The sequence below is a fragment of the Spirochaeta dissipatitropha genome (genome assembly GCF_054657935.1).
This window is the reverse complement of record NZ_BAAHXT010000010.1, coordinates 29,936-51,864: the sequence shown is the minus strand read 5'-3', so window position 1 is coordinate 51,864 and position 21,929 is coordinate 29,936. Positions and strand designations below refer to the sequence as shown.

20 protein-coding genes are annotated in these 21,929 nt (G+C 43.7%); 3 read left to right on the top strand and 17 right to left on the bottom strand.

Going from position 1 to position 21,929, the window contains the following annotated elements:
• Nucleotides 1-12: 12 nt before the first annotated feature.
• From rpsA to recA, 7 genes are read right to left on the bottom strand one after another with little or no spacing between them, the layout of a single operon-like run.
• A complete protein-coding gene (rpsA, locus tag ACYQ2L_RS12420; RefSeq protein WP_460056157.1) occupies nt 13-1,722 on the bottom strand; it encodes a 30S ribosomal protein S1 in 1,710 nt (569 codons plus the stop codon).
• 22 nt (nt 1,723-1,744) lie between these two features.
• Nucleotides 1,745-2,386 carry a (d)CMP kinase gene (gene cmk, locus ACYQ2L_RS12415; protein ID WP_460056154.1) on the bottom strand — a complete coding sequence of 214 codons (642 nt, stop codon included), beginning with the start codon at nt 2,384-2,386 and terminating at the stop codon, nt 1,745-1,747.
• Nucleotides 2,380-3,111 carry a pseudouridine synthase gene (locus ACYQ2L_RS12410; protein WP_460056151.1) on the bottom strand — a complete coding sequence of 244 codons (732 nt, stop codon included), beginning with the start codon at nt 3,109-3,111 and terminating at the stop codon, nt 2,380-2,382. Before ACYQ2L_RS12410 ends, cmk begins: the two co-directional genes overlap by 7 nt.
• Nucleotides 3,104-3,643 carry an SMC-Scp complex subunit ScpB gene (gene scpB, locus ACYQ2L_RS12405; RefSeq protein WP_460056148.1) on the bottom strand — a complete coding sequence of 180 codons (540 nt, stop codon included), beginning with the start codon at nt 3,641-3,643 and terminating at the stop codon, nt 3,104-3,106. The genes ACYQ2L_RS12410 and scpB overlap by 8 nt, the downstream gene beginning before the upstream one ends.
• The gene (locus ACYQ2L_RS12400) at nt 3,640-4,425 is read right to left on the bottom strand and encodes a segregation and condensation protein A (protein WP_460056145.1); all 786 of its coding nucleotides are present in this window, start codon (nt 4,423-4,425) and stop codon (nt 3,640-3,642) included. The genes scpB and ACYQ2L_RS12400 overlap by 4 nt, the downstream gene beginning before the upstream one ends.
• Complete coding sequence (gene folK / locus ACYQ2L_RS12395) at nt 4,373-4,942, bottom strand: 2-amino-4-hydroxy-6-hydroxymethyldihydropteridine diphosphokinase (protein ID WP_460056143.1); 570 nt, start codon at nt 4,940-4,942, stop codon at nt 4,373-4,375. Before folK ends, ACYQ2L_RS12400 begins: the two co-directional genes overlap by 53 nt.
• Nucleotides 4,929-6,074 carry a recombinase RecA gene (gene recA, locus ACYQ2L_RS12390; RefSeq protein ID WP_460056140.1) on the bottom strand — a complete coding sequence of 382 codons (1,146 nt, stop codon included), beginning with the start codon at nt 6,072-6,074 and terminating at the stop codon, nt 4,929-4,931. Before recA ends, folK begins: the two co-directional genes overlap by 14 nt.
• Nucleotides 6,075-6,253: 179 nt before the next feature.
• Between recA and ACYQ2L_RS12385 the strand changes: the two genes are divergently transcribed.
• Nucleotides 6,254-7,357, top strand: coding sequence for a ribose-phosphate diphosphokinase (locus tag ACYQ2L_RS12385; RefSeq protein ID WP_460056138.1), 1,104 nt, complete (start codon nt 6,254-6,256; stop codon nt 7,355-7,357).
• A 47-nt stretch (nt 7,358-7,404) separates the two neighbouring features.
• Here ACYQ2L_RS12385 and dtd read toward each other — a convergent pair whose 3' ends face one another.
• Genes dtd through rpe form a run of 4 tightly spaced genes read right to left on the bottom strand, consistent with a single transcriptional unit; the run spans nt 7,405 to nt 10,433 of the window.
• Nucleotides 7,405-7,854 carry a D-aminoacyl-tRNA deacylase gene (dtd, locus tag ACYQ2L_RS12380; RefSeq protein WP_460056135.1) on the bottom strand — a complete coding sequence of 150 codons (450 nt, stop codon included), beginning with the start codon at nt 7,852-7,854 and terminating at the stop codon, nt 7,405-7,407.
• 23 nt (nt 7,855-7,877) lie between these two features.
• Nucleotides 7,878-8,981, bottom strand: a complete 1,104-nt coding sequence (locus tag ACYQ2L_RS12375) for a tetratricopeptide repeat protein (RefSeq protein ID WP_460056132.1) — start codon at nt 8,979-8,981, stop codon at nt 7,878-7,880.
• Nucleotides 8,978-9,697: a tetratricopeptide repeat protein gene (locus tag ACYQ2L_RS12370; RefSeq protein WP_460056130.1), complete on the bottom strand. Its 720-nt coding sequence runs from the start codon at nt 9,695-9,697 to the stop codon at nt 8,978-8,980. The genes ACYQ2L_RS12375 and ACYQ2L_RS12370 overlap by 4 nt, the downstream gene beginning before the upstream one ends.
• A gap of 28 nt (nt 9,698-9,725) precedes the next feature.
• Nucleotides 9,726-10,433: a ribulose-phosphate 3-epimerase gene (gene rpe / locus ACYQ2L_RS12365; protein ID WP_460056127.1), complete on the bottom strand. Its 708-nt coding sequence runs from the start codon at nt 10,431-10,433 to the stop codon at nt 9,726-9,728.
• A gap of 123 nt (nt 10,434-10,556) precedes the next feature.
• On the opposite strand from rpe, the gene ACYQ2L_RS12360 reads away from it, so the two are divergent.
• Nucleotides 10,557-11,534, top strand: a complete 978-nt coding sequence (locus ACYQ2L_RS12360; protein ID WP_460056124.1) for a tetratricopeptide repeat protein — start codon at nt 10,557-10,559, stop codon at nt 11,532-11,534.
• Nucleotides 11,535-11,561: 27 nt separating this feature from the next.
• The gene (gene greA / locus ACYQ2L_RS12355; protein WP_460056121.1) at nt 11,562-14,267 is read left to right on the top strand and encodes a transcription elongation factor GreA; all 2,706 of its coding nucleotides are present in this window, start codon (nt 11,562-11,564) and stop codon (nt 14,265-14,267) included.
• A 67-nt stretch (nt 14,268-14,334) separates the two neighbouring features.
• Here the strand turns inward: greA and ACYQ2L_RS12350 are convergent, their stop codons facing one another.
• Genes ACYQ2L_RS12350 through pnp form a run of 6 tightly spaced genes read right to left on the bottom strand, consistent with a single transcriptional unit; the run spans nt 14,335 to nt 21,856 of the window.
• Entirely contained in the window at nt 14,335-15,744 is a 1,410-nt protein-coding gene (locus ACYQ2L_RS12350; protein WP_460056119.1) for a HEAT repeat domain-containing protein, read from the bottom strand.
• Nucleotides 15,741-16,871 carry a tRNA guanosine(34) transglycosylase Tgt gene (gene tgt / locus ACYQ2L_RS12345; protein ID WP_460056117.1) on the bottom strand — a complete coding sequence of 377 codons (1,131 nt, stop codon included), beginning with the start codon at nt 16,869-16,871 and terminating at the stop codon, nt 15,741-15,743. The genes ACYQ2L_RS12350 and tgt overlap by 4 nt, the downstream gene beginning before the upstream one ends.
• Before the next feature lie 31 nt (nt 16,872-16,902).
• Complete coding sequence (locus ACYQ2L_RS12340) at nt 16,903-17,979, bottom strand: LptF/LptG family permease (protein WP_460056114.1); 1,077 nt, start codon at nt 17,977-17,979, stop codon at nt 16,903-16,905.
• A 2-nt stretch (nt 17,980-17,981) separates the two neighbouring features.
• A complete protein-coding gene (locus tag ACYQ2L_RS12335; protein ID WP_460056110.1) occupies nt 17,982-19,289 on the bottom strand; it encodes an LptF/LptG family permease in 1,308 nt (435 codons plus the stop codon).
• Nucleotides 19,267-19,716 carry a dUTP diphosphatase gene (gene dut, locus ACYQ2L_RS12330; protein WP_460056107.1) on the bottom strand — a complete coding sequence of 150 codons (450 nt, stop codon included), beginning with the start codon at nt 19,714-19,716 and terminating at the stop codon, nt 19,267-19,269. Before dut ends, ACYQ2L_RS12335 begins: the two co-directional genes overlap by 23 nt.
• A gap of 4 nt (nt 19,717-19,720) precedes the next feature.
• The gene (gene pnp / locus ACYQ2L_RS12325; RefSeq protein ID WP_460056105.1) at nt 19,721-21,856 is read right to left on the bottom strand and encodes a polyribonucleotide nucleotidyltransferase; all 2,136 of its coding nucleotides are present in this window, start codon (nt 21,854-21,856) and stop codon (nt 19,721-19,723) included.
• Between the last annotated feature and the right edge of the window lie 73 nt (nt 21,857-21,929).

The window sequence follows — 21,929 nt, the reverse complement described above, 5'->3', positions numbered from 1 at the left end:
ATAACGATGATTTTACTCAGGATCTGAATCGCTGCGCTTCAGAAGATCTCCGAGCGTAACGGTTCCTTCGTTGGAATCATCATGGATATATTTCTGCATTTCTTTCTGCTGTCGCTTCTTTTCCAGTTCGCGAATAGAGAGAGAAAGTTTTTGTCGGCCAGCATTCAGCTCGGTAATTACAGCTTCGAGTTTGTCACCAACACTGTATTTTGCAAGAGCGTCTTCGAAGGTTCCCTGACGAGGATCAATCAACTGACTCTTATTTATAAGCCCTTCAATTCCACCTTGTACTCTCACAAACAAACCGAAATCGGTAATGTTCGTTACTTCACCATCGATAATGCTTCCTTCAGGAAATGCTGTCTTAAGGCTCTTCCAGGGATCTTCTTCAAGCTGTTTCAGACCAACCCGAATGTTATGGGTTTCAGGATCAATCTGGGTAATCATACAATCAATTTCCTGGCCTTCAGTTAAAACGGCCCCGGGGTTCTTGTATTTTTTGGTCCATGAAAGATCATCGACATGCAGAAAAGCGTCAATTCCTTCTTCAAGTTCAACAAATGCCCCTGAATTGGTAATTTTCTTGACGGTTTTTGTGAGACGCATACCGGGAGTATATTTCTGGGCCATGTCGTCCCATGGGTTTGCAGTTGCCTGCTTGATTCCAAGAGAAACCTTTCCTTCATTGAGGTCGTAGTCGAGGATCATTACATCAATGTCATCACCGATCTTAAGCATTTCACTTGGATGGCTGATTCTTTTCACCCAGGACATTTCGGAAATATGAGCAAGACCTTCGATCCCGCCTTCAATTTCAATGAAAGCACCAAAATCAGTAAGCTTGGTAACCTTACCTTTTACAACCTGATCAACTTTATATCTATCTTCAAAGGAGTCCCAGGGATTTTCAGTCATGTCCTTGAGACTCAGATTGATTTTCTGATTCTCATGATCAAGACGTACAACCTTGAGTGTGAGTGTCTGGCCTTTTTTCACATAATCCTTAGGTCGTGTTACGTGACCCCAGCTCATATCGTTGATGTGGAGTAGTCCATCGAATCCACCCAGATCAATAAAAGCACCGAAAGAAGTAAAGGACTTCACAGCTCCCTGAACATTGTCTCCGACATGTACATGCAGAAAGAAATCATTTTTCTTTCGCTGTACTTCTTCTTCAAGCCATGCCCTGCGGGAGAGGATAATATTGACTCTGTTATCACTATACAGACGCTCAACATAGAAGCTGGTGTTCATTCCAACATACTCATCCGGATTATCGATACGATGAAGATCCATTTTGGAAATAGGGTTGAAGCCCTTGATTCCGCCTGGCATTCTGATTTCGAATCCGCCTTTCACGCTGCGGGCAACCTTGCCCTCGATAGCAGTGTGGTCGGTGAACGCTTGTTTGATTTTCTTCCAGAAGACGCGTTCTTCTGCTTTACGCTTTGAAACACCGAGTTCCGGCATTCGTGTAATAACAACTTCGACTGTTTCACCAACTTCGGGAAGAGGATCAAACTCATCGACTGGAATCTTTCCTTCGGATTTGTATCCAATATCTATGAAAACGAATTCTGTAGAAACTTGAATAACGTGACCGGTTACCAGCTGCCCTACTTCCAACTCATCCAGGGATTTTAGGTATTTTTCCTGCAATTCCTCCTGTGTTTGCTGCTGCGTGGTAGGCATGGTTTCTCCGTTCGGCTCTTTACTTGGCATATATCCCTGTAACTCCTAATAATTATATGTGTCTTTGGATTAGTTCCAATACTCTTACACAAACTGCTTCTATGGTCAAGTGCGAGGTATCCAAATATACAGCATCCTCGGCTTTTCTCAGAGCGCCTTCACTTTTAGACCGGTCGATAGTATCTCTTCGGGCAATGCTGGCAGTGATCTCTTCAAGTGAAAGACTGCTTGTGCCCTGTTCAAAACGCCTTTGCGCTCTGGCCTCTATGCTGGCATCCAGATAGATTTTTATAGCTGCATCCGGGAAGACGACTGTGCACATGTCACGGCCTTCCACAACTATGTCGGTATGTCCGGCGATTTTCTGCAGAATTTTGTTTACAACTTTTCGTACCGGCGGGATTGAGGATATCTGCGCGACGTTTGCATCAATAATATCTGTTCTTAGAAGGGCTTCAACCGGTTTGGAGTCTATTCTGGTTTCACCGTCGATGTAATCAATATCTGCGGCAGTTGCAATTGCTGCTATTTCCTCGTTATTGCTATCTGGTTTCAAATCGGCTTCAAGAGCAAGCAGTGTTATCGCACGGTACAAACTGCCTGAATTTACATATTGAAACTTTGTGGACTGCGAAATGCGTTTGGCAACAGTGCTTTTGCCTGTACCTGCAGGGCCGTCAATAGCAACTACCATGTTTTCCCCCTGGAAATTTTCAGCAAGGCCTTGATTTCAGAAGGTTTCAGGCTCCTCCAGTGTCCGGGCTGCAGTCCTTTCGACAGTACTGTCCCGATTCTGATTCTATGAACTCTTGATACAGAAATGTTTGCAGCAGCAAAAACATTTCTGATTTCCCTGTTTTTTCCTTCGTTCAGAACCAGATATACGCTCCTGTCATGTTTCATTGTGTAACGCTGCAAGTGGTAACGTGTATCCTCATATGGGATCCCGGAGGTTTTCCATCGCTCGAGCAAATCAACCGGAATCGGCCGTTTCGTCTCTACAAGATATTCTTTTTCAATCATTGATGAGGGATGGCTGACCGTTTTTGCAAATTCCCCATCATTTGTTACCAGAATCAGACCGCTTGAGAGATAATCGAGCCGGCCAACGGTGAATAATCTTTCCGGAAAACTTGCTTTGAGCAGATCCATAAGTAGTGGACGGCCATCCGGATCGTAATTACTGCAGAGCATTGCCCGTGGTTTGTGAACAGCAAGATAGATTTTACGTTCTTCATGCTTTACTACCCTGCTGTCCACTATTATCTTATCCTCAGGGCTTACCTTGACTCCCATCTGGGTTATAACCGTTCCGTTCACACTTACCCTGCCCTGGGCAATTATCTCTTCGCATTTTCGTCGTGAGGCTATTCCCGCTCGCGCCAGGAATACCTGCAGACGGACATTTTTATTATCCATTTAATTCAAACCGTTCCTTGTCTATATCTTCCAGTTTTGGTAATTCCGATAAGCTCGAAATACGGAATAACCTCAGAAAGTCCTTTGTTGTTCCGTAGAGTACCGGTCTGCCAGGAGCTTCCTTTCGTCCGGTTTCCTGAACAAGCTTCCTCTGCATAAGTATTTTGATCATACCATCACAGGAAACTCCACGAATGTTTTCTATCTCTGCTTTTGTAATCGGCTGAGAGTACGCTATTATGGAGAGTGTTTCCATTGCTGCCCTGGAAAGCTTATTGTCATTTTTCTTTCCATAGTGCTCTTTAAGAACATCCCAGTACTGCTGTTTTGGAGCAATGGTATAACCCTCACCTATGTGTACAATCTCCAGTCCGCACTGTTCATCACTGTACTTTTCCTGAAGCTGTTCCAGTGCCGCTCTGAGAACATCTCTGGATAATCCGCCTATCCGTGCCATTTTTTCAATGCTGACCGGCTCTGCTTCCAGATACAGAATTGATTCAATAATTGCTGCTTCGGTACTCAGATTCATGCCTCCGTTTCCTGACTCTCTTCGTAATTAGATTCTTCAATTTCTTCCTGTACCGCTTCCTGTTTACGGATCTGGATATCTCCGAACATCTTGTTCTGGAAAATACAGATCTTCCTGGCTTTAACTGACTCAAGAACAGCCAGGAATGCACAAACAACATCCATAATGGATGATTTTCTGATTAACAGGTCAGTGAACAGAAACTCTGTTCTGGTTTCCAGTATCTCGGATATCAATGTTATTTTCTCATTAATCGATACTTCTTCATACAGGTCAAGAATCCGTTCTGGAGTCAGGTTCGAAATAACATGAGTAAAATTCTGAAGAAGTTCCCAGACATCCAACGGCTCCCAGAGATCATCGCTCTTGTCAAAAGGAAGTGTTGGCTGTCGACGCTTCCTTTCGATAACCCATTCATTCTCCTGCTCCTGAACACTCATAAGCTGTGACAGTTTCTTGAATTTCTGATATTCGATAAGTCGTTCTACCAGCTCTCGCCTCGGGTCTTCGAAATCCTCGTCAAGTTCATCATCTATCGGCAGAAGCATTCTGGATTTAATATAAAGAAGCGTGGCTGCAAGTACATAGAATTCTGTTATGTTTTCAAGATCGATTCTGGTTGCCAGCTCAAGGAACTGGATATACTGCTCGGTGATTACCGATATTGGAATATCATAGATATTCACTTCATTTTTCTTGATCAGAAACAGCAGTAGATCCAGGGGGCCTTCAAAATCCGGCAGTCGGAAACGATGCATCGATTCGGCTTCGTGTGCTTCCATTGAATTTCGCATTATACGGATAGAAACCAAGGGAGTAAATACCCTGTTCATCAAGTTTTAAGAGATATTCCCTGAAAGCTGTGCCGCTGTGTGGATCACAGATATCAGGATGTATTTCTATCAGCGGTTGAAGTACGAAGGCCCGTTGCTTCATACGGGGGTGCGGAACAGTCAGATCAGCAGTGTTGATCAGTGAATCACCGAAAAGAAGAAGGTCTATATCTATAATCCGCGGCCCTTTTTCTATCTCCTGACGGGTTCGCCCAAGCTTTGCTTCTGTGAAATATAGTTCTTCCCATAGTTTCTCGGCAGATAGGTTTGTATATGCACTGAAACACCAGTTCATAAACTCTGGCTGATCAATGTAATCCTGTGGTTCCGTGCAATAAACCGTGGAGTATTTAATGCTGCCGAATTTTCCAGTGAGGGCTTTGCAGAGTTGTTTAAAGGCGGCTGCAGTGCCCGGTAGATTTCCCCCGACACTGCAGCTGAATAATGTAAGATCAGAAGAGCTCATCGTCACTGACTACCAACTCGGTTTCAGCCGTCTGTACACTTTTCCCTGTTTTTTTGCTTTCTTCAGCAGGTTTTTCTGCTTTCTCTTTTTTTTCCGGTTTCGGGAAGATTATTTCACGCAGTTTTATATCTATGGATGAATACAGCTCGGGATTTGCTTCAAGAAATTCTTTTGCGTTATCCCGGCCCTGGCCGATTCTTTCCTCTCCGAATGAATACCAGCTTCCGGATTTCTTGATTATATCGTATTTTACAGCCGCATCCAGCAGACTGCCCGATGCAGAGATACCCTTGCCGAACATAATTTCCATTTCACATTTTCTGAATGGCGGAGCAACCTTGTTTTTTACTACCTTGACTCTGACCTTGTTGCCGATGGCATCATCAGTTCCCTTGGAAATAGTCTCTATTCGCCGTACTTCAAGTCGAACAGAGGAATAGAATTTCAGGGCTTTCCCACCAGTGGTCGTCTCTGGATTTCCGAACATAACACCAATTTTCATACGGATCTGGTTAATGAAAATAATACAGGTACCCGAACGGTTTATTGTTCCGGTCAGTTTCCTCAGGGCCTGACTCATAAGTCTGGCCTGAAGACCGACGTGACTGTCCCCCATTTCTCCTTCTATTTCTGCCTGTGGTGTCAAGGCAGCAACCGAGTCAATTACAATAAGATCCACTGCTCCTGATCGAACCAGTGACTCAGCTATTTCCAGTGCCTGTTCCCCGTTATCCGGTTGGGATACCCAGAGTTCCTCGGTATTCACACCGAGATTCCTGGCATATATCGGATCGAGTGCATGTTCGGCATCTATGAAGGCTGCAATGCCTCCTGTTTTTTGAGCTTCTGCAATCGCATGTAGCGCCAGTGTTGTCTTACCCGAGGATTCAGGGCCGTAAATTTCGACTACGCGTCCTTTAGGATAACCTCCTATTCCGAGGGCTTCATCTAAAAGAATTGATCCGCTTCCAATGCTGCTGATCTGTACATTGCGGCTTTCATCATTAAGCTGCATGAGTGCGCCCTTGCCGTATTGCTTTTCAATCTGCAATCTCGCGGCCTCCAGAGCCTTGTTTTTGTCCTCATTGCTGAACTGGGATCCATCAACAGTTGTTTTTTCTCTTTTTGCCATATATCCACCTTTACCCGGCTTGGTAGCCATCTTCTATCATACTATACATCAACAATTGTGCATTCGGCATTGCTTCAGCTTATAGTAACAAAAAAAAACCTTCGGGAACAGGGATTATTGATTTACATTTACGGAAATACCTTTTGACCCTCAGCTGTGAAATCGGTAAAATGCTCTATATGCGCGGAGATTTATCAGTTGTCGCTACTCGATCAATGCAGGAATACGCAGAACGCGTATGTCATCAATTAGAAACCTTTCCGGACTTTTATGCTCACGGACACAACAGGAATTTTGTTGGAAAAATAAGGGCTCTTAAATTCGCTGATGGTGAAATGGAGGTTGAAGTACATTCGTCGCTTCGTGGGAAGGATGTGTTCCTTTTTGCATCTTCAGGAAGAAATTCGTCGGACATAAGTACGGATGAGGCCAAGATGGAGCTCTATCATGCTGTGGATGCACTCAAGCGCTCACAGGCTGGTCGAATCACGTTGTTTGAGCCGTACTGCAGTTCCAGCCGATCTGACAGAACCACCCGAAGAAATTCGGTCGGTTTCTGGATGCACTACAAAACCCTGGTCAGCCTGGGAATAGATCATATCATCACATATCAATTGCATTCAGATAAGTCAAAGACGGCAGTGGATCCTACTCTTTGTGCCATTGATGATGTTCCGACTATTGTGCTGTTGAAGGAATATATTTCCGACCAGTTTATAAAAACCACGGAAAATCTTAAAAATCATGTGAGGAAGAACTGGATTTTCTGTTCAGTTGATGCTGGCGGTGAAAGCGTTGCCCGCAAATATGCTCAGGCATTCGGGACCCCCTTGATGATCGCTCATAAGCAGCGCAATTACAGCAAGGCAAATACGATCGAATCAATCAATCTGCTCTCCGATACGGAGATTACCGGCAAGGAAGTCTGGATTGTTGATGATATGATAGATACAGGCGGATCTATTTATGCTTTGGTCAAGGAGATGAGAAAGCGCAAGGTCGGCAAGGTCAATATTGCGATTATTCATCCCGTTTTTTCTGATCCCGCTGTTGAACGTTTGACTGAACTGCATAATGAGGGCCTGCTTGATAAGGTCGTCGTCGTGGATACAGTGCAGTGTCAGGACAGCCTCAGAGTGCAGATGCCGTTCCTGCATGTGGTATCGTCCGCACGACTTTCAGCTGAAATCATTATGCGCCTTCATGAAGAGAAGTCACTTTCCCCGTTTTTCGAGCCGTTTGATGCGTGGAATTATCTTTCTTCTCTGAAACTGCTGTTCTAGAGGATTGAGCTGAAACCAGGGCTTACTGTGCCGGCCCGATCTGTCGCCTAAAAGTTTTTTTCGCTATCCAGCAGTATTGTTACTGGCCCGTCATTGCATGATGTAACCTGCATGTGGGCCTGGAACATTCCTGTTTCGGTCTGTATAGAATGCTGCCGGAATGTTTCTTCTATTTTATCTATTGTTATTCTGGCAGCATCCGGCCTGGCAGCCCTGTGATAGCTTGGGCGTCTGCCCTTTCTGGCATCACCGTATAGAGTGAACTGGGAGACCAGCAGTACTGCTCCGTTGACATCCAGCAGGGATCTATTCATTTTCTCATCGTCATCAGGAAAAATACGAAGGTGTATGATTTTCTCTACTATATAATCGATGTCAGCTTGGTTATCATTATCTGCTATACCTATGTAGACAAGCAGGCCGTGATCTATGCTGCCTGTTGTTTCGGAATCGACCTGCACCGATGCATATCTGACACGTTGTACTACTGCGCGCATGAGACTCCCTGTAATGATCAGGTCTATAGCTCGAAAATTCTAACCGAGCTGGCTTCTAATATAAAAGGGCTTCCACTCGGGTGATCATCTGATTGGATTGCCTGAACCCTGCCGATTAATTCAATTCCCATATCCGATCGTACATGAGTAGCAAAAGGTACTATAACAGGAACAGAACCTTCAAGTGTTTCTCCAGTGTGGTATCCCACAAGGAGTGTGAATTGTACACCGTCTTCGGCTCGTATTATATTTGTAGGTCGTCCTTTCCATCGGACATAGACTCCATTGTGCAGCATTAATTCCTGGTGAACGGTTCTATATGAAAAACTTGCATCCATGTTAAGGAAGTCAGGTACAGTAAGGGACTGACGGAGGATTTGAACACGTTCCTTTACGGGAGGTGTGGCTGTTGAAAGAAGAATTCGATTAATTTCTCTACGCACCATATTATCTTGTTCTGTATTAAAGAAATGTGCGATGCGATCGAGAATATTCTGAATCTCGTTTTCACTTAATATATATACATATTCACCTTCCAGTGAGGTCAGAGCCTGTCCTTGGGGGAACTGGATAATCTCAACTCCAGGTCGTGGAGCTCTGGAAGGATTAAATCTGCTCAGGTCAATATCAATTTGAGGAATTACATGCAGAGCAAGTATAACTGAAAGAATAATTATACCTGCTACAAGAACGGGTATCCATGGTAAGCGTATTCTGCGAGGGACCAGTTTCAGCAGTTGTTTTCCTTCAATTTTTTCCTGGAGTTGCTCGCTGGTATTAAGGTTACGGATAAAATTAAGCCCACGTTTGGCGAATTTATTTTTTGGATCACGGTCAAGTACCGATAGCCATTCCAGAATTGATTTGTCAGACTCCCGCCGACGGAGGTGCACTGCGGCCAGAAATAGGCGTGATTCGATATCGTTTTCATCAAGATCAAGGGCGCGCTTTATGTAGCTGTATGAACCACCGTAATCACCGGTAAAAAAACAGCTCCTTCCAAGGAGCTGATAGTATTCAGGGTTGTCCCTGAACAGAAATACCTGGGGTTCAAGATGACTGATAGTACGAGAATACTTCCGCTTGCGGTAAAAGCTGTTAGCTTTTTTCAGGCCTGAAGATTTCATTGATGCCCTTGCAGTTGCCTTGCCTGGGAGTCTATTACTTCTATGTACTGGCGTTCTCGCTGTTCGTAATAGTCAATGGTATAGAGTAGTTCCTGGTGCGATGCTGCAAGCAGATCCAGAAGTATAGCTTCCCTTTCATACAGGTCAATTACAGAAAGCCGATACGCAGCTGCTTCACTCCGGTAACTGGTAGGGTAATCCTTAACCACGATCTGGAAGATTTTTCTGGCTTCAGTCAGCTGCCCCATCTGAAACAATGATTCTGCATTCCAGTAGAATGCGTTGGGGATGAAGGCTGACTCCGGAAATTCATCAGCAAATTGACTGAAGCTCTGTATTGCATTGTTGTAATCCGCCTGGAGGTAAAAAATACGACCGCGCTGATAATATGCTTCTTCAGTGTAATGGTGCTGTGGGAAGTTATATATAAAGTATTCAAGATAACTGGAGGCAGAACCTAATGCTCCGAGAGCCATATAGGTTTTTGATGTCCAGAAATATGCATCTGCTAATCGCATGTGGTGCTGCTCATTACTGATAATTTCCAGAAAAAGATTTTCTGCCACTTCATATCTGCCGGTTTGAAAGGCGTCCATTCCCCGTTGTAGCAGTGCATCTGTATCGGATTGCGAATTACCTGCCAGGAATGCAGACAGCAATAGCTGAAAGAGGATAATAAAAATAACTGTTTTGACTGGTCTGTTCACTAAATACACGATTTCCCCTTTTATATTTTCGGCTGCTTCATGTAATACTCAAGCCATTATCTCCGCTTTTCAATGAATCAACAAATTCAGCTTGATTACTTGCAGCGAAGAAGGCAGATCCGCTGACCAGTACGTCAGCTCCAGCAGCGGCTATTTTCGCAGAATTCTGCAAATGCACACCTCCATCAATAACAATATCAAAATTTACTCCATTGAGCTTTCTGAAATCAGAAAGCTGACGGATTTTTTCCATTGTGTAAGGAATGAAAGTCTGTCCGCCAAAGCCTGGATTCACAGACATGAGTAAAACAATATCTATTTCTTCAAGCAGGGGGGTAATCAGACTGACCGGGCTTGACGGGACAATGCTGATTCCAGCTTTCAGGCCGGCATTTTTGATTATTTGAAGTGTACGGTGTGCGTGGGTACATGCCTCAATATGAAATGTGATATGGTCAGCACCAGCGTCTATGTACAATGGTACAGAAAGCTCTGGTTTTTCGATCATAAGATGAACATCCAGAGGCATTGTGCTTTCTTTTCTGATGTGACTGATCATTTGTGAGCCAAATGTCAGGTTCGGAACAAAGTGACCATCCATAACATCGAGATGGATCCAGTCTGCTCCGCTTTTCTCTATAACAGAAACTGCATGAGCAATTCGGGTAAAGTCGGCGGACAGTATTGACGGTGCGATACGTATTGTGGATACTCCCATATCGATACTGTACATAATTATGCGCATGTTCACAATCCTTTTTTCTCAGTTCTCTCCTATCTGATTTCGGTCTGATACCGGGCTTATAATATTGTGCATCTTGCCGTGCACAACCGGAGGCAGATTGACGAAACTCGTTATCATGATATAATGGTCTCAAAACGATCGAAATATATCGCTCAGGATGTTATGGTGCCAAATGATGACCGGGTTGAAGATCTTCTTTCCCAAACATATGAAGCTCTGCACAGTAAAGAAATTGAAACAGCTATCTCTATACTCGAAGAAGCCCTATCTATAGATTTTGAGCATCATGAAATACTTGCGGCCCTGAAAGTCGCAAATTTCTGGAAAGACCGGTTTGCTGCTTTGTCTGCAATACCCGATCCATATGATTCAGGGGAGTTTCTGCTGGATCAGTGGCGGCTGTTTATGCCCTTTGTTGAACGAATCGGATCGATTCCCGAACGATGTATGTATTCCATACGTTTTTGTGTGTTTGGAGCAGCAGCTGATTTCTATTGGCCCTTATATGAAAAAAGCGGAAAAAAGGATGCTGAGATAGGACAGAAACTTGGACGCTGTTTCAAGGGACAGGGAAATTATGAGAAAGCAGTTGAACTGTATGAGAGCGCAGTCAATGTAAAACCGGATAGTCCGGGAATTCTTGCTGAGCTTGCGGATTCCTATGCATTTGTAAACGAAACTGCATTTGCCAAGGTGATGTTTCGAGAAGCTTTTTTTATTGATCCTCAGGCTATTCAGCTTGAGAATCTGGAATCAGAGCTGATTATTCGGCTCATTGCAGCAGTCAGGGCGGAAGGTTATTCCGGTCGGGCTTTATCCGAATGGCTGCCTGTGTACGGTGTGCTTTTTGGAGTGTTTTCGGTAAAGCGTGAACTCCGGTCAATTGAGTATGGAAAACTCAAGCAGTCGGTTTACGGCCTGGAGCGTGAATTATCACAGATGAACAGCGAAAAAGAAATCCTGATTCCCAGGCTTTTGAACAGGTATTTCTGGCTCGTTGATCATCTGAATAGATCTAAAGATGACAGGGCAAAGTTGGAAGAAGTGCTGCTGAAAATTCAGCAGTTAGATAAATCAGTATATGCAAAGTATATAGAATAGATTTGAAGGCATTCGCAGGAGAACATGATGGCAGAATCGACAATTGGAACCATAGCTGAGCTTCTTAAAGAAGAGACATGGACCAGGGCAGCATTAAATAATTATACCATAGCAAATCTAAAGGAACTTGATGATTTACTTGAAAAAATAGAACAGCTGGAGGAACAGGAAGAAATTCTTGCGCTATGTGATGAACATCTTCAGCATACCAAAAACAGTATTATCGCTCTGTATCTATCTGGAATAATTCAGCTTTCGCGTCAGTCTATGAACGACGGGCATCTGATTATGCTGGTGAATTTGTTCTCTGACAATCATAAATGGAAGATTGTAGAGTACCTTTGTGAACGAATTCTCGAATTCGGAGAGAACAAATATGCCTTGAGAACTCTCGTGGACTGCTATTCCCATGAAAACAAGACAGAAGAAGTATTTCCTGTATACGAACGTCTTATCAAGGTTGATTTTGAGGAAGCTCAAATTGTCCGTGAGCTTGCAGAAAAATATGAGTCCGATGGAAACCTTGATGAAGCGGTAGCCTATTACAAAAAAGCATTGCATAGATATATAAACAAGAAGCTATTCAGCAATGTGAAAGATATCTGGCATAAATTGATTGAGTATTGTCCGCTTGAAATAGAGTTCTTCTATCACGCTGAGAAAAAGATTGCAAAATCTTTGAGTGAAGAGCGTGCCGTTCAGCTCCTTGAAGATTACTACCCCGTTTTTATCGAGAAAAAAGACTGGGATACAACCATCGATCTTCTGAAGAAGATTCTCACTTACGATTCTGATCATCATGAAGCACGGAAAGAAATTGTAAATGCCTATACCCAGAAATATGCAGGACACAGTCATCTCGATGAATACGTCAAGCTCAGCAATCTTGGTGCCAGCTGGAGAAATATTCATGAAGCGATTTCGGATTTTGAGAAGCATATTTCTTTTGATGCTGGTAATTTCGTCTTTCACAGGACATGGGGAGTTGGACGAATCCGCAGCATAGACGATGATGAAATCGTTATTGATTTTGCAAAAAAGCGCAAACATACAATGAGTTTGAAGATGGCAGTAAATGCCTTGCAGATTATGCCCAAAGATCATATTGCAGTACTCCGCTCTGCAGTCCGCAAGGAAAAGCTTCGGGAGAAGGTCAAAAAGAATCCTGTGTGGGCACTCAGAACGGTAATCAAGAGCCTGAATAATGCCGCGGATATGAAGATGGTAAAAGCTGAACTTGTACCGGCAATACTGACACCCAGTGAATGGACCTCCTGGAGTACGAAAGCCCGTGAACTGCTTAAAACTGATGAATCCTTCGGTAATCTCCAGGATAAACTCGACTACTACATGGTACGTGAAAATCCTATTACTCTTGATGAGAAAATATATAACCGTTTCAAGGCTGAAAGTGATTTCTTTGATCGTGTAAAGACCTTGTTTGAATTCCAGAAATATACTGAACGTGATGACAGCTTCGGGCTGGATAATGATTATTTCAGGGAAATGTTTGATTACTTTGTCAGTTTTATTCGTAACCCTGTAAATTTCAACGAAATGGTTGTCGGTTCACATTTGGTAGTACGAAGAATTGCGCAAAGATATTCATTCCTCAACCCCGGGGTAGATCTTGATTTTCATAATCTTTTTTCCCACATAGAGAATGTTGATGAGGTTTTTTCAAACCTCAAGGATAATGATCTGAAGCGTGATTTCCTGACTCTGCTCAGAAAAAATTCGAAAGAATGGCCACAGTATTATGTTCGATTTTTCAATCACTACGTATCCAAGGATATTATCAACGAGCTGTCAAAGCATGAACATTATAATGAACTGAAAGCTGTGTTCTTTTCTGTGTTTGATAATTACCGTGATAGACGTGAGGCGTTTATCTGGCTTGTCAAAAACTGTGCTGACGATGAATGGTTCAAGAAAATCGATATTACATATGAGAAGCTGTTGATAAATATGGTGCATCTGCTCGATATTACCTTTCGCGATATTGATAATAAGAAAGATGCTACCGGAAACCGTCGCTTGAACAAGCAGATTCAGGCATTTCTGTTCAAGGAAAACAAGTTGATCGATTTCCTTATGCAGGCTGAAAAAGAATCAGTTGAACGGATATATACACTTCTTGTGGATGTAAAGGATCTCGATCCGTCACTACGGCTCTCAATCAGACATGAAATTCAGTCTACTTTCCCTGATCTGCAATTTTACGACGATGCTCAGGAGAAGGAAGTATTTACACGAGGCGGATTTATGGTTCTTCAGCAGTCATTTGAAGACAAGCAGAAACGCCTGCAGCACATTCATGAGGTTGAGGTTCCGCAGAACTCCAAGGAAATTGCTGTTGCCCGGGAATATGGTGACCTCAAGGAAAATGCTGAATACAAGGCTGCTAAAGAACGTCAGGATATGCTTAACAGTACCGTTGCGCGTCTGAAGGAAGAAATCGAAAAAGCCTCAGTTGTTGCCCCTCGCGAGTTTGATGACAGCAAGATTTCCTTTGGTACGGTGGTAGAGCTTAAGAATCTTGAAAGTGAAGAGACAGAAATTTATACGGTTCTCGGTCCCTGGGAGTCTGATCCGGACAACGGGGTTATATCATACCTTTCTCCGCTAGGCAGCAAGCTTTACGGAAAAACAGAAGGCGAAGAACTTCATTTTGAAATTAATGAGCGGAATTACTCATATCTTGTCAAAGACGTGAGTAAGGCAAAGGTGTAAACGAAGTACTTGTGGCACGATTGTGCCACAAAGTCAGAAAGGTCTGGAACAGCCGACAGAGGTATTACTACCTTAGCTGTTCCAGACTGCTGGCTGCTTCCCTTCTTAGCGCTGCCGGATGATGTGAAGCGGTAAAGCTTTCGATACGTTCAATTTGTGAAGCAAGCGCATTCCGGCCGATTCCACGCACTCCATACATCTGTATGATGAAATTGCTGTGTTCCAGCATCTTGACATAAAATTGTTCAAGCTCAGGATTATCTCTGGTGCTCATTTTTCTGCAGATGGCATCGAGTAATCTGGAGTTCTCTTTTTCCCATTCTTCCTGCATTATTTTTTTCAGTAGATCTGTACCTGCTCCAGGATTTTTATCAATTATGAGGTTTAGCATGTGAGTTCGCATATCGAAAGCGGTTGTACTCCGGTCTGCCTCGGTAAGTATAAAATCCCATGCTTCAGGAGTATCAAGGGTTGCTAGTGTGGAGACTGCCTTTCTGCGGATTCTTGCTTCAGGATCCTGTCTCGCCATGTACCGCAAAGCAGGAACTGCTGTTGTTATGCGGGCATTTTCTATGCCGTCAATTGCTACTTCTCTTGTTCTCCAGTAGGAATCCCGCAAGGCTTGCTGAAGAATTGCAGAATTATCATATTCAGGAAAATTTCCTAAAGCAGATATTGCATATGCTCGAAGCAGGTTGTCTTCTGAATCAAGTGTAGCTATAAGGCTGGGTATTGCTGATTGATCACCAATTTTTCCCAATGAATCAGCGGCATACTGGCGTACAGTAGCAGATTCAGCGTCATCTTCCAGAAGTTCAATGAGGTACTCTACAGCAAGCTTATTCCTGATAGTTCCAAATGCCAGAAGTATTGATTCTCTGATTGATTGAGAAATTATGTTTTGGTCTTTGAGAATATCAATAAAAAACAGCACGTCGTCATCTCTGGCAATTTGAGCAAGTGTATTTACTGCCGTATTGGAATAGGTTGTGTTTTCTTCGAGAATCAAGTCCCGAAGCAGATCAGCAGCTTCATCAGCTGCTTGTACCTCAATGGCCCCTATATACTGGGTTGCAGATCGAATAAGGGTGTTGCTGAACTCATAGAAATAAGTGAGGATGTCGAGAGCCTCATCTTCAAGACCCGGGTATTTCATCTCACGAAAAAAATCAAACACTTCACGTTTGAGAGCGGGATTGTTGCTCAGCTGGAAGCGCTCAATCAGATCAGCGTGCATGCTGGTTTCACGCCTTTCCTTGAGTGTGCTGATTAGTTCAATAACTTTGGAGTCTATGCCAAAAGCAAGTGTTTCCTGCCAGTCCTGTCGTTGACTTACCAGCTCTTCAGAGACGTCGTCTTCGCTTTCCGGGGTTTCATCTGAAATTACCGGATGTGCGATGTACATGGAAATAATGATAAGTGCTGCAAGAGTGTGTCTTTTATTTCTGTTATTTCTGTATACTGATTTTTTGGTCATGGGCTTTTTTTCTCCGGGTAGAATGTTTCAAGAAATTTCTTCTTGAATTCCAGATAAGTGCCATTCTTGATTGCCTTGCGTACATCATACATGAATCGGGACATAAAATACAGGTTGTGGCGGCTCGCAATCATTGGTCCAAGCATTTCCCGGGCATTAAAGAGATGGTGAAGGTAGCCACGGGTATATGGCTGAAGTTCAGGAGCTGTACCTCCTGCGATATCTATAGCTTCATCGGAACCCCTGTGAATTGACCGCTTGAGACTTACCAGTCCATTCTGGGTGAAAATAGTACCATTTCTGGCAATTCTGGTTGGCAGGACACAGTCAAACATATCAACTCCATGTTCCACTGCAGAGAGGATAAAGTCCGGAGTTCCGATACCCATGACGTATCTCGGTCTGTCACCGGGTATGAATTGCATTGTGTGAGCCAGAATATCGTCGAACTTCTGAAATGATTCTCCAACTGAAAGTCCCCCGACAGCAATTCCAGGAGTTCCCATTTCACTTACTGTTTCAGCATGCTGACGTCTCAATTCAGGGAAAAAATTACCCTGCACTATTCCGAATAATTTACCGCTATATTCAGGCTGAATCGATTTCCATTCTGAAATAGCTCGCTTCAGCCATCTGCTTGTCATATCCATAGCTTCCTTAGCGCTTTGCTGAGAAATTTCGGGTGGTGTGCATACATCGAGTGCCATCTGAATGTCACTGCCGAAATCAGCCTGGGCGCGCACTACAGATTCAGGCGTTAGTGTGTGTTTACTTCCGTCTATATGACTTCTGAAGAAGACCCCTTCTTCCTTGATTTTTCTCAATTGAGAAAGAGAAAAAACCTGGTAGCCGCCGGAATCAGTTAAAATATTGTAATTCCAGTTGGAGAATTGCCGTATGCCACCGAGTTTTTTTACTGTATCAACTCCTGGCCGCAAGAGAAGATGATAGGTATTTGCAAGAATCAGTCTGTATCCCAGTTCTTCAGTCTGTCCAGGATATACACCTTTAATTGTTGCCGCGGTTCCGACAGGCATGAAAGCTGGTGTTTCCACATCTGAATGTGGCAGATGCAGTATCCCTGCCCGCGCGTTTGTTCTGGGGTCCTGGCTTGTAATAGTTATCATCTATGTTGTCCTCTACTCTTTATGTTATCGATCAGGTTTTGGCATTCAATAAGAGAATGATCCCTATTCCGAAGAATAAGGTCACACCACTGAACGCACCAATAACAGGATCAAGACCGCCGAAGCTTGCTAGTAAGGATAAAACCATCTGAATCACGTAGTAAGTTACAGAAATGATTAAACTTATCAGCAGACTCATCAGCAATATGTTTTTTTTCAGCTTGCCGCCGATTGCGCAGCTGATCAATGTTACAATAAAAGGAGTTATGGAAAATGCATATCGTTCATAGTACTGTGTCAGTGCAGCCCTGTACGGCAGTCCGGATTGCTGCAGATTCTGTACAAGCTCAGCTGATTCACTGCGCGTCAGATCATCATAGTTTTGAACCTGCCGTCTGAATGAGCCTGGACTGGTGTTAAGCATTTCTGAAGTGAATGAACTATCTTGCTGTTTTTCCAGAAACTCGTTCCTGTCAAATGAAAATACTGTAGCATCAGGAATTGACCATGTATTTCCATTCCATCGTGCCGTTCTTCCTTCGATTCGTCTGTCAAAGTCACCATTTTCATGACGGGTAATAATAAGTACATTGGTTAATGTCTTAGCAGCATCGTTATAATAATCCGCGAAATATACTACTCTTCCCTGAGCTCCAATGAGGGTGATATCTGCATTACTGAAACTCTGGGAAATACCCAGCAACTCACGTGACTGCTGATTTTTTTGACGCGTAGCGGGTATAACGATAGAATCTTCAAACTGGAGACTGAAAAAACTCAGTAGTACACCAAGTATCAGAATGGGGCTGACAAGCCTGTAAAGTGGAATGCCAGCACCGAGTATGGCCACGAGTTCATTATTACTGTACAGGGTGCCCATCGTGAATGATATTGCAAAGAGTAATGCAATCGGCAGTGCGAAGCTTATGCTCTGCGGAAGAAAGTAAATCTGAACCAGCAGGACCTGAAAAAACGGCACATCCTGGTTTATGTATCGGGTGAGGTTGGCAAACAGGTCAATGACCTGAATTATGACAATGAAGAAAACGAGAGATATTACAAAAATCGTAAAGACATTTTTTAACAACATTTTACTGACGAGTCTCATTGTCACCTCCTGGAACGAAACAGCAGCAGGAGAGATCCAATTACTATCAGCAGTATATTAGGGAACCACATAGTAAGAAATGGCGGGATAGCATGATTCTGGGTACCGAGAGTCTGACCACCTAACAGGAAAAACCAATAGAGTACACAGATTATCAGTCCGATGCCAAAGTTAACGGTTCTACCTGATCGGCGTGAAAAAACACCGACCGGGAACGCAAACAGAACAAAGGCAAGAGAAGCAAATGGTATAGAGAATTTTTTATGAAATTCAATCTCATATATCTGAAGCATAGTATCCCTGACAGGTCGGGAAATTTTTTGATTTATATCCGCCTGCAGATCTTTGACTTTTCGTATTTCTGATGAAGAATAGCTCTGGGTTCTATTATGATTATTCACCATATTCCAGTATTCAGTTGCAGCTTCTGCCATCGTAGTTTCGATTGAAGAAGTATGGTTGTAACTGCGGGTTTCAAAATCTGTTCTTCTTGCCTGGATATCTTTCCACACATCAACAGAACTCTTCTCCCGTGCTCCCGGACGGATGACCATATCTGTGAGATCCTGAAGGGGGATTCTGTACTGCATTCGTTCACCTGTTACATAGTCCCAGCTCTGCGGTGATCTATTGGAGTAACTATGTGAAAAGAAATCGCTGATAGAAAAGGACAACTCTGCCAGTTTATCATCCTCAACAATAAGTTCAGCTGACTTTCCCATAATGATCCGTCTGTTTCCTTCTGAATCATTATCGATTATCAATAGATTGTTTATAATATTTTCCTGAACTGAGCCGGTGACCATGACCCTGTTTCTGTGGCTTTGTATCGAGTATGGCTGAAGTTCCAGCTCAGGGTTTGATAATATAAGGCTGCGGTAAAGTCGGCCGTAGTTAATTGTACCTATTGGGAGGAGAATGTCGTTCATTACAAATGATCCCGTTGAGAATACGATACCGAGTATCATCATCGGGAGAAAGAGCTTACTTAACGGTATGCCGGACGCTTGAAATGCAACAATTTCATTATCTGAAGAGAATTTCCCGACTGTAAGCAGTGCTCCTACCAATGTTGCAAAGGGGATACTCAGGGCAATAAACGATGGCATTGCATAGACCATCAGCAACAGAACCTCACCAAGTGGCGCTCTTTTCTGCAGGATTTCTTCAGCCAGGTATAAAAGCTGGTTGACGAAAAAAATAGCAAAGAAGAACAGGAAACACACTATGAAAGTCAGTGTGAATTCCTTGCTGATGTACCACGAAATAGTTAAGTAAGATCTGTGTTTATTGAATGCCGGTAGAGCCAAAACCGCCGGATCCTCTATCTGTATCTGTTAATTCTTCAGTTCTTGAGAGCTGAAAACTTGCCTGAATAAATGGCGCAATAACCATCTGAGCGATTCTATCACCGGGAGAGATAATAACTTCCTCCGAACTCAGATTTACAACGGGCACTGAAATTTCACCCCGGTAATCGGGATCTATAGTTCCTGGTGCATTGATAACAGTAATGCCGCTCCTCGCCGCCAGACCGGAACGCGGCCTGACCTGAGCCTCAACTGAATGCGGAAGGGCTATTCGTATTCCCGTCGGAATCAACTGACGCTGCAGGGGCTGCAGTGTCAGCTGATCAGGAATATCAGCTCTTAAATCCGCCCCGGCAGCAGAAATGCTGTGATACTCGGGGGTATATGCAGCGATATATTTAGGATCAGAGCTGATACGTATATTCACAATTCTATCTTCGTTCAGGTCTTGGCGGTGCACTATCCCGTCTCTGAGGTGGAGCATCATCTGCGCCTTCGTAGATCAGACTCAGGTTTACACGGCCCATTTTATCAATTTCAATGATCTTGACCGGGACTTCCTGTCCTAGTTCCAGAACATCCTTAACATCGTTAATTCGTTGGCTGGACATTTTGCTTATATGGCACAAACCTTCTTTTCCAGGTAGAAATTCAATAAATGCACCAAAATCAACGATTCGTCGAACCACACCATCGTATTTCTTACCGATTTCTGGTTCTTCCATCAGACCAATGAATGCTGCTTTTGCCATTTCTGCATTCTTGCTGTCTCTGCAGTAAATGGTGATCTGGCCGTCATTCTCGATGTTGGTTTCAACTGAAAATTTTTCATTGATTCCCTTGATGGTTTTACCTCCGGGACCGATCAGTAGACCGATTTTTTCCGGATCAACCCTGAAATTAATAATTCTTGGGGCGTATTCGCTCAGGGACTCACGTGGCTTCTCGATTACCTTGTCCATAACACCAAGGATGTGCATCCGGCCTCGTTTAGCCTGTTCCAATGCTGTACGCATTACAGCTGGTTGAATACGCTTTACCTTGATATCCATCTGGAAGGCAGTTATACCTACACTTGTTCCTGATACCTTGAAATCCATGTCTCCGAGATGATCTTCTTCACCGAGAATGTCAGAAAGAACAACAGCATCGGTTCCATCGGTTATTAGTCCCATAGCTATACCAGCAACAGGTCTTTTCATAGGTACACCGGCATTCAGCAGTGCAAGTGATCCTCCACAGACGGTAGCCATTGAACTGGAGCCGTTTGACTCAAGTACTTCAGAAACTACACGGATTGTGTACGGGAAGGCTTCCTTGCCAGGCAGCATAGGACTGATAGATCTATGGGCAAGGTGCCCATGACCGATTTCACGACGGCCTGTCCCCATGCGCCCGGTTTCCCCTACTGAAAAAGGAGGAAAATTGTAATGCAGCATGAAATTTTCGCGTCGATCTCCGTCTATATCGTCCATGATCTGTTCATCATAGACAGTTCCCAGTGTAGTAATAGCAAGTGCCTGGGTTTCTCCACGAGTGAACAAGGCTGCACCATGGGTTCTTGGCAGCACATCAATTTCACAGGTAATCGGGCGAATATCATCCGGTCCCCGTCCATCGGTTCGCTTCTTGTTTTTCAGAATGCTTTCGCGGACGATTTCCTGTTCAAGTTTTTCCATTATACCGGAGAACTTCTTTTCGTCTTCTTCGGCAATACTTTCTCTGAAATGTTCGAGAGTCTCGGTTTTTACAGCTTTTACTGCAGCGCCTCTGATAAATTTGCCAATTACAAAACAGGCTTCATTCATTTTAGGGCGTGCAAAATCAAGTATTTCCTGTTCATTTGCAAGTGGTGCCGGCGATGGTGCAAGCGGCAGTTTTTCCTTACCTGCGAGTTCTCGAAGTTCGAGCTGCGCATCGCATATTCTTATAATTGACTCGTGAGCAAGTTCGATAGCTTCAAGGAGAACATCCTCAGAAACTTCCTGCCCTCCGCCCTCAACCATAGTAATTCCATCTTTGGTTCCAGCTACAATAATATCGAGGTCACCCTCTTCTATTTCCGGGTATGTAGGATTAATAAGATACTCGCCGTTGAGGTGGCCTACACGAACTGCAGCAACCGGTCCATCAAAGGGAATGTCGGAAATTGTTACTGCGGCAGAAGCTGCACACATTGCGGTAACATCAGGTGGATTGATCTGGTCAGTAGAAATTACGGTTGGAACTACCTGGAGATCACGCTTGAATTCTTTTGAGAACAGCGGCCTTATAGGTCGGTCGATCAGACGGCAGACAAGAACTTCCTTGTCCTTCGGACGGCCTTCTCTCTTCAGGAACCCACCAGGAATCTTACCCGCAGCGTAATACTTTTCGTTATATTCTACTGACAGTGGGACAAAATCAAGATCATCCCTAATAGAGGAACCACAACAGGCAGTTGCGATAACTGCAGTTCCTTCCAGTTTTGCGAAAACGGCACCATTGGCCTGTTTCGCCATCCGGCCTGTTTCGAAAATCAGCTCTGATTTTCCGACTTTTACTCTTACTTCTTTCACATCAAACATACATTCTTTTCCTTATTCGTACTGGAATTGTACGAAAACAAGAAAGCGGAGTTACATAGAACTCCGCTCTTCA